General features: G+C 63.3%; 2 protein-coding genes. Both read right to left on the bottom strand.

The features are described 5' to 3' along the window. Positions 1 to 7,791, bottom strand: a 7,791-nt coding sequence (locus tag KBA48_RS22145) for an autotransporter-associated beta strand repeat-containing protein (RefSeq protein WP_292910461.1), incomplete at its 3' end; no start/stop codon positions are given. 553 nt (positions 7,792 to 8,344) lie between these two features. Continuing rightward, positions 8,345 to 9,595 carry a dicarboxylate/amino acid:cation symporter gene (locus KBA48_RS22140; RefSeq protein ID WP_292910459.1) on the bottom strand — a complete coding sequence of 417 codons (1,251 nt, stop codon included), beginning with the start codon at positions 9,593 to 9,595 and terminating at the stop codon, positions 8,345 to 8,347. Between the last annotated feature and the right edge of the window lie 7 nt (positions 9,596 to 9,602).

Here is a 9,602-nt window from a genome sequence, read left to right as displayed (position 1 = left end):
GAAGGACGCTGTGCTTGCCAGGGTCCCGCCGGAGAGTGTCAGGCCAGCCGTTATATCACCCAGATTGGCGTCGGCACTGACTTGCACCGTGCCGGCGGAGACAGTGGTGCCGCCGGAATAGGTGTTGGTGCTGCTCAGGACCAAGGTGCCGGCGCCGTCCTTGGTCAGCGAACCGGTGCCGGCAATGACACCGGCCAGGGTCAGGCTGGTGCCGGTATCGGGGGTGATGGTGCCGCTGCCGGAGAGCGTCACCGTGCGGTTCGATGTGAAGGTGGCACTGCTTGCCAGTGTACCGCCCGAGAGCGTCAGTCCACCCGACGCATCGCCAAGATTGCTGTCAGCCGCCACCTGCAGGGTGCCGGCGGCGATAATGGTGCCACCGGAATAGGTGTTGGTGCCGGTCAGGGTCAGGGTGCCGGACCCCGCCTGGGTCAGGGTGCCCGTGCCCGACAGGGTGTCGCCAAAGCTGACGGCGTCGGAGCGGTTGAAGACAAACGCGGCGTTGTTGACCACGTTGCCGGCAATGCTGCCGGTCGTCCCGCCATCGCCGATCTGCAGCGTGCCGCCGTTGATGGTGGTGCCGCCGCTATAGGTGTTGGTGCCGGTCAGGACCAGCGTGCCGGACCCCGCCTGGGTCAGAGACCCCGTGCCCGACAGGCTTCCACTCAAGCTGACTGTGTCGGAGCGGTTGAAGACAAGGGCGGCATTGTTCACGATATCGCTGGCAAGGCTGCCGGTGGTCCCGCCATCACCGATCTGCAACGTCCCGGCGGCAATGGTGGTGCTGCCCGAATAGGTGTTGGCGCCGGTCAGGACCAGCGTGCCCGCGCCCGCCTTGGAGAGGGAGCCGGTGCCGGAAATGACACCGGCCAGGGTCAGGGTGGTGCCTGTGTCCGGCGTGATGCTGCTGCTGCCGGTCAGTGACACCGCGCGGTCTGAGGTGAAACTCCCCGTTGTCGCCAGGGTGCCGCCGGCCAGGGTCAGCCCGCCCGATATGTCACCGAGTTTCCCGTTATCGTCCACCTGCAGGGTGCCCGCCGCGATGGTGGTGCCGCCTGAATAGGTGTTGGCGCCGGTCAGGACCAGAGTGCCCGCGCCGGCCATCGTGAGGGAGCCGGTGCCGGAGATGACACCACCCAATGTCAGGGTTGTGCTGCTGTCGGGAGAGAGGCCGCCATTGCCGCTGAGCGTAAAGGCACGGTTGGAGGTGAAGGATGCGGTGCTGGCCAGGGTGCCGCCCGAGAGTGTCAGGCCGCCGGAGCCATCGCCGAGATTGCTGTCGGTGGCCACCTGCAAGATGCCGGCGGCGATGGTGGTGCCGCCGGAATAGCTGTTGGTGCCGCTCAAGGTCAGCGTACCGGAACCGGCCTGGGTCAGGGTGCCCGTTCCCGACAGGGTGCCGCCAAAACTGACGGCGCCGGAGCGGTTGAAGACAAACGCGGCGTTGTTCGTCACATCGCCGGCAATGCTGCCGGTCGTCCCGCCATCGCCGATCTGCAAGGTGCCGGCGGCAATGGTGGTACCGCCCGTATAGGTGTTGTCCCCCGCCAGGATGAGCGTGCCGCTGCCAGCCTGGGTGAGGGAACCCGTCCCGGAAATAATCGCGCTGTAGCTGTAATCATCGGAACGGTCGAATATCAGTGCCCCGTCATTCGTGACGTCACTGGTCAGGGTTCCCGACGTTCCGCCATCGCCGATCTGCAAGGTACCGGCGGAGATGGTGGTGGTGCCCGTATAGCTGTTGTTGCCGGTCAGGGTCAGCGTACCGGCGCCGGCCTTGGTTACTGTGCCCGTGCCGGAGATGGCGCCGGTGAGCGTGACCGCGTCGGAACGGTTGATAATGAGGGTGGCGTTGTTCGTCACATCGCCGGCAATGCTGCCGGTGGTGCCGCCGCTGCCGATCTGCAGCGTGCCGGCGTTGATGGTGGTGCCGCCGCTATAGCTATTGGCGCCGGTGAGGACCAGTTTGCCGGCGCTGCTCTTCACCAGGGCGCCGCTGCCCGAGATGACACCCCCCAAGGTCAGCGTCGTGCTGCTGCCGGTCACAAAGAAGGAGCCAGCGGTGGTGAGGGAGATCGCCCGGTTCGACGTGAAGGTGGTGCCTGTCGATAGCGCGCCGTTGGAGAGCGCCAGCCAGCCCGCCGCATTGCCAAGATTATTGTCGGCAGACACCTGCACTGTGCCGTCGGTGATGGTCGTGCCACCGGAATAGGTGTTGCTCCCCGACAGGGTTAACTTGCCGGTGCCTGACTTGTTGAGGGCACCGGTTCCCGAGATCACACCACCAAGCGTCAGCGTGGTGCTGCTGTTCGTGCTGAATTCCCCACTGACACTCAGCGTCACCGCGCGGTTGGTTGTAATATCGGCGGTCGTCTGCAAAATGCCTTGCGAAAGGGCCAGGCCACCCGAAGCGTCACCGAGATTGTTGTTGTTTGAGACCGCCAAGGTGCCGGCGGAAATGGTGGTCCCACCGGAGTAGGTGTTGGTGCCGGACAGTGTCAGCGTACCGGAACCGGCCTGGGTCACGGAACCCGTGCCGGAAATGTCACTGCTGAAGGTGACTGCGTCGGAACGGTTGAAGGCGAGGGCGGCGTTGTTGGTCACAGCACCGAGGATCCCGCCGGTCGTGCCGCCGCTGCCGATCTGCAGCGTGCCAGCGGAAATGGTGGTGCCATTCTGATAGGTATTGCTGCCGCTGAGGACCAGGGTGCCGGCGCCGGTTTTGGTAAGCGCGCCCAGATTGCCGGAGATGACACCGGACAATGTCAGGGTCGTGCCGCTGTCCGGCTTAAACGTACCGCCGCCAGGGCCAATATTCACGGCCCGGCTTGAGCTGAAACTGGCCGTTGTTGCCAGGGTCCCGCCGCTTAACGACAGGCTCTTGCTGCTGTCGCCCAGATTATTGTCGGCGGACACCTGCAGGGTGCCACTTTGGACAGACGTGCCACCGGAATAGCTATTGGCGGCGGTCAGGACCAGTGTCCCGGCACCAGCCTGGAGCAGGGCGCCAGTACCGGAGATGATACCTTCAAGGGTCAGGGTCGTAGCGGAGGCCGGCGCAAATGTACCGGTGCCGGAGAGGGAGACCAGGCGGCTGGTGGTGATGCTGGCGGTCGTCTGCAGCGTCCCGCCCGACAGGGTCAGGCCGCCAGCGGCACTGCCAAGTTTGGCGTCGGCGTCAATCACGATGGTGCCGGCGGCGATATTGGTGCCGCCGCTATAGGTATTGGCGCCGCTGAGGGTCAGTGTGCCGTCGCCGATCATGCTGACGGCACCCGATCCGGAAATGATGCCGGAAAACTGCTGAGTAGTCACGCCGCTGATGTTGAATGCCAGCGTACCGTTGTCCACCACATCGCCGGTGATGCTGGCATCTGCGCTGTTGTCACCGATCTGAAGCGTGCCGGCGGAAATGGTGGTGCCGCCGGTATAGGTGTTCACCCCCGTCAGGATGAGCGTGCCGCTGCCGGCCTGGGTGAGGGAACCCGAGCCGGAAATAATCGCGCTATAGGTGATGTCGTCAGAGCGGTTGAAAATCAACGCCCCTTCATTGGTCACGTCACCAGCCAGGCTTCCCGACGTTCCGCCATTGCCGACCTGAAGCGTGCCCGCGGCGATGGTGGTGCCGCCGGTATGGCTGCTTGTGCCGGTCAGGATCAGCTTGCCGCTGCCGTTCTTGGTCAGGGAACCCGAACCGCTGATATCGCCGCTGTAGCTGGACTCATCAGAACGGTCGAAGACCAGCACCCCGTCATTCGTCACGTCGCCGCTAAGGGTGCCGGCCGTACCGCCGTCGCCGATCTGGAGCATGCCGGCGATGATGGCGGTACCGCCCGTATAGCTGTTCGTCCCGGTCAGGATCAGGGTACCGTCGCCCACCTTGGTCAGCGAACCGTCGCCGGAGATGGCCCCCCCCAGCGTCAAGGTTGTTGCGGTATCCGGATTGACGGTGCTGCTCCCGCTTAACGAAACAGCGCGGGTGGAGCTGAAGGTGGCGATTGTCGCCAGCGCACCGCCGGACAAGGTCAGGCTGCCGGACGCATCCCCAAGCCTGGCATCGGCATCAATCTGCAGAATGCCGGAAGCGATAGTGGTGCCGCCGGAATAGCTGTTGGTGCCGGTGAGGACCAAGGTGCCGGCACCGGATTTCGTCAGGGCGCCTGTGCCGGAAACGACGCCGTTCAGCGTCAGGACCGTGGCCGTATCCGTGCTGATGGAACTGGCCGCGGTCAGCGAGATGGCCCGGCTTGAGGTGAAGTCGCTGGTTGTCGCCAGCGTGCCGCCGGACAAGGTCAGGCCCCCGGACGTATCACCGAGATTGCCATCGGCCGCAACCTGCAAGGTCCCGGCGGAAATAGTGGTGCCGCCGTTATAGGTGTTGGGTCCGGACAGCACCAAGGTGCCGGCCCCGGCCTTGGTCAAGCGAAAGCCGTTGCCGCTTATGACACCAGTCAGCGTCAGGGTGGTTCCGCTATCGGGCCTGACGGTGCTGGCTGCCGCCAGCGTCACTGCCTTGCTTAAGGTCAAGGTCGCCGTGGTCGCCAGCGTGCCGCTGTTTAACCGAAGGTTGCCGCTGCCAAGAGCGCTGGCGGCCGCGATCTGCAGTGTGCCGCCGGTAATGTTGGTCTGGCCGCTATACGTATTTTCGGCCGTCAAGGTCAGCGTGCCGGAACTGTTCTTGTTGAGAGCGCCTGTCCCGGAAATGACGCCGCCAAATGTAATATTATCAGAGCGGTTGAAGGTAAGGGTGGCGTTGTTTACCACATCGCCGACAATGCTGCCCGTCGTCCCATTAGAGCCCAACTGCAATGTGCCGGCGGAGATGGTCGTGCCACCGCTATAGGTATTGGTGCCCGTCAATGACAGCGTTGCGGTACCGGACTTGGTCAGGGAACCGGTACCGGAGATGACACCGTTGACCGTCAGGGTGCTCGAGGCGGAAATTTCACTATCGGCCGTCAGTTCGATCGCGCGAGCAGTCGTCACACTTGAGCTTGTTGACAGCGTGCCGCCGGCCAGCGTCAATTTGTTGGCGGCGTTACCGAGAGCAGTATCGGCATTGATATTCAGCTTACCGGCAGATACGGTGATGGCCCCCGTAAAGGTATTGGTGCCAGAGAGGTTGAGGGTGCCGGCACCGGTCTTGGTTAAGCCACCGCTGCTGGCACTGCCAGAGATCACCCCACTCCATGTAACCGTGGCTGACGAGTCATCCACGTTGATAGAACTGTCGGCGGACAGGGTCATGGCGCGGCTAATGGTATAGGTAGAGTTGCCAGCCGCCAACAGCGTGCCGCCGGCCAGCGTTACACCGCCGGTGGAATTGCCCAGTCGACTATTAGCATTGATAGACACGGTGCCGGCAGAGATGGTGGTGCCGCCGGAGTAGTTATTGACGCCGCTCAGGATCAGGGTACCGGCCCCGGTCTTGATGAGACCGCCGCCGGTGCCGCTGATGCCGCCCGACATCGTCAGGGTGGTTCCCGTATCCGTGCTGAAAGTGTTGTTCGCCGTCAACGACACAGTCTTGCTGTAGGTGAATGTACCTGTGGTCTGCAGCGTGCCGCCCGACATCGTCAGGTTGCCAGAGCCGATATTATTAGCGGACGAGATGCTGAGCGTGCCGGCGGCGATGGTGGTGACGCCGGAATAGGTGTTGGCTCCGGTCAGGATCAGGGTGCCCGCCCCCGACTTGGTCAGGGCGCCCGTACCAGAGATGACATCGCTGAAGGTGACATTGTCTGACCGGTTGAAGGCCAGGGTTCCGCTATTGGCGATGTTTCCCGAAATGCTGCCCGTGGTGCCGCCGTCACCGATCTGCAAGGTGCCGGCGGAAATGGTGGTACCACCCGCATAGCTGTTGGTGCCGCTCAATGTCAGCGTGCTGCTACCGGACTTGGTGACCGAGCCGGTGCCCGAGATGGCGCCGGAATAGGTGCTGTCGCTGGCCGGGTCGAAGGTCAGCACACCGCTATTTGCGATGTCGCCGGCCAGGCTCCCGGTGATCAGGAGTGTGCCGGCGGAAATGGTGGTGCCGCCGCTATAGCTGTTGGCGCCGGACAGGGTCAGGCTGTTGCTGCCGGACTTGGTCAGCGACCCGGTGCCCGAGATGGTGCCGGCAAAGGTGATGTCATCCGACCGGTTGAACACCAGGGCGGCATTGTTGGTGATGGTACCCGAAATGCTGCCCGTGGTGCCGCCGGCCCCGATCTGCAAGGTGCCGCCAGAAATGGTGGTACCGCCGGTATAGGTGTTTGTGCCCGACAGGGTCAGCGTGCCCGACCCCGTCTTCTGGAAGGCACCGCTGCCGGAAATGACCCCCGCCAGGGTGACATCGACACCGTTGGTATCGACCGTTCCCGTGCTGCCGGTCCCCAGCGTGACGGCGCGACTGGTGGTCAGGGCGGCGGTTGTTATCAGCGTGCCGCCGGAAAGGGTCAGGGCCGTGGCCGCGTCGCCCAGATTGGCGTCGCTGGCGATGGATATGGAACCATCCGAAACCGTCAGCCCGCCCGTGAACGTATTCGTTGCCGACAGGGTCAGCGTACCGGACCCGGACTTCACCAGGGCGCCGCTGCCGGAAAGCACGCCGGAGAAGGTGGCATCAAAGCCGTTGGTGTTGATCGTCCCGGTCTTGCCCGTGGACAAGGTCATGCTCTTCGACGTTGTCAGCGCGGAGCCGGCCTTCAGCGTGCCATCGCCGAAATTGAACGTGCCGGTCCCGCGGATGCCGTCGATGCCACCGACGGTGAAGGTGCCGCCATTCAGGTTGAAGGTGCCGGTCCCCGACCCAAAGCTAAGATAACTGGCGCCCGACAGGGTCAGCGATCCGCCGGTCATCGTGACGGTACCCGTCGCCCCGTTGGCGCTGGCCAGGATCAGCGTCGTGGCGACGGTGGCGGAACCCCCGGAGATATTGAAATTACCCGTACCGCCCGCGGACGCGCCGAAAATGAGCTGCGCCGTGCCGCCGACATTCTGGATGGACAGCGTGCCGGCCGACAGGTTGTAGGTACCGGTGCCGCCGGTGCCGTAATTGCTGACGTCACTGCCGAACCGGATCGGGTTCGCCAAGCCCAAGGTGACAAGCGACTCAGCACCATCCTGCGTGATGGTGCCAACGCCCTTGCTATCACCGACATAGAGCGTGCCGCCGGCGAAACTGCCGGTCGTGATGGAGAAATGGGCGCTGTCCGAAATTGTCAGCGTACCGCTGGCGCCGGTGCCCGATCCGCCGGCACCGCTGGTGCGTGAACCGATATAGGCGGTCATGCCCCCGGACGTGGAGTCGAAGACCGCATTCCCGGAAAGGGAATAGGTCCCCGTGCCACCAAGAACACCGAGGTCAAGCGCGCCGGCGCTGCTGAAACGGACAGTGCCACCGCTTTGATTGAAGTTGCCGGTGACGTTGTTCAGGCGCCCGATGGCGAGGCCGCCATAATTCAGGCTGCCAGCATTGGCGACATAGAGCAGTTGGCCACCGGTCATATTGATGGTGCCGGTGCCACCGGTGGTGTTGGTTGCCCCGCCGCCCACCCAGATCCGACCGATCGACGTTCCGGGGGCCGTGCTGGTGTTCGCCAGATTGACCTGGAGGGTGCCGCCGGAAATGTTGAGCGTGCCAGTCCCGGCATTGCCGATTTCGATACGGCCGGCGCTGCTCCCGCTAGTGGTGTTCACCGTCAGCGTCGTGCCGGACTGAAGCGTCACCGTGGCATCGCCGCCGGCGGTGCCGATGTCGAACGGGGACGTGTTGAAGGTGAGCTGCAACGACGTGGCGTTGCCGGGCAAGGTCCAATCCGGGTTGGAAACAAACGTCGTTCCGCCTTGGGCGGTGATGGTGTCAGGCTGCCCTGAATCGATCGCGCCGCTAACGGCTGCCTCAAACGCAGTCTGATCGGTCACCGTGACACTGTCGGCGTCAGCCGGCACAGGGGCATAGGCATCAAGGAGCAGGGGAAGTGCGGCAACGCCCACAAAAAGCCGTGTGCGCAGTTTTAACGAGATGGCCACCATGCGCCTCTACACCGCCGAATGTGTAGTTATTTACAGTTCTAAATCTCTGTTATGCAAGTGATTTTGAACAATTCTTTCGTTAAGGTTGTGCTGTATCTGCTCTGCCGTGAACGCGTATCATCGGATGATTCGCTTCCATTCGCGGCCGCTCTGATGACGGCAACTGGCGTCGGAGCGCTGCCGATCCGGCGGAAAATTTGTCTCCGGTGCGCCCCTCTCCTGGACGGGATATACCTGCGTCAGGTTTGCAACGTTCGGGACCGGGGATGTCCACCCCGGCCCCAAACATCCCGCACCCCCGGTGCCAAACTGGAAAACTCTCCTCCCGTCACAGCGATAGTCGGGGGTGGGCAGGCCAGGTTCGGCCCTGTTCCCACCGACCGATAACGGCGGCCGCGACGGAGTTGCCCACGACATTCGTCGCCGACCGCCCCATATCCAGCAGATGATCCACCGCGAGGATGAGCAGCAACCCGGCTTCGGGAAGCTTGAAATAGGACAAGGTGGCTGAAATCACGACAAGGGAGGCACGCGGAACCCCCGCCATTCCCTTCGACGTGACCATCAGCAGCAGCAGCATGGTGATCTGCTGGCCGATAGTCAGATCGATCCCGTAGGCCTGGGCGATGAAGAGCGTCGCGAAGGTGCAATACATCATCGAGCCATCGAGATTGAACGAATAGCCCAGGGGCAGCACGAAGGACACGATGCGACGATTGACGCCCAGCCGCCCCAGTTCCTCCATGGTCCTTGGGTAGGCGGCTTCGGAACTGGCGGTGGAGAAGGCGAGCAGTACCGGCGTCCGGATGCCCTTGAAAAGCCCGATGGCGCCGCGTCCCAGCACGGCCAGGGCGGCCAGGAACAGCACGAGCCAGAGCAGTCCCAGCGACATGTAGAACCCGCCGACAAAGCCGGCATAGGTGATCAGCACGCCCGGACCCTGGGTGGCGATGGTCGATGCGAGCGCCGCGAAGATCGCCACGGGAGCGGTTTTCATCACATAGCCGGTAACCTTGAGCATGATCGACGCGATCTGTTCCACAAGGGCCAGCACGGCGGGTGCCTTGTCGTCCAGGGCGGCGACGGCGGAGCCCACCAGAACCGAGAAGACGACGATCTGAAGAATCTCATTCGTCGCCATCGCCTGCACGATCGATTGCGGAATGAGATGGGTCACAAACTGCTTCAGGGAGAACTGGCCGGCTGCGCTGATGCCGGCTGTTGCCTCGCCACTGGGCAGTTCCAGTGTCAGGGAGGCGCCAGGCTGCAGCAGTTGGACCATGATCAGGCCGATGGTCAGCGAGATGATCGAGGCGAGAATGAACCACCCCATGGTCTTTGCGCCGACGCGCCCGATGGCGGCCGCATCCTCCATATGTGCGATCCCGGCGACCAGTGTCGCGAAGACAAGGGGAGCGATGATCATCTTGATCAGGCGCAGGAACAAATCCGTCAGGATGGACAGTTTGTCGGCTACGCCGGCCGCGTCCTCTGGGGTCATCGTGGCGTTTACGAACCAGCCGACGGCAATGCCCAGGACCATGGCAAGTATCAGGGTGATGGCGAATGCTTTTTTCATGATTGAC

It is taken from the genome of Niveispirillum sp., assembly GCF_017996735.1.
GTDB lineage: Bacteria > Pseudomonadota > Alphaproteobacteria > Azospirillales > Azospirillaceae > Niveispirillum.
This window is presented reverse-complemented; position numbering and strand designations above follow the sequence as displayed.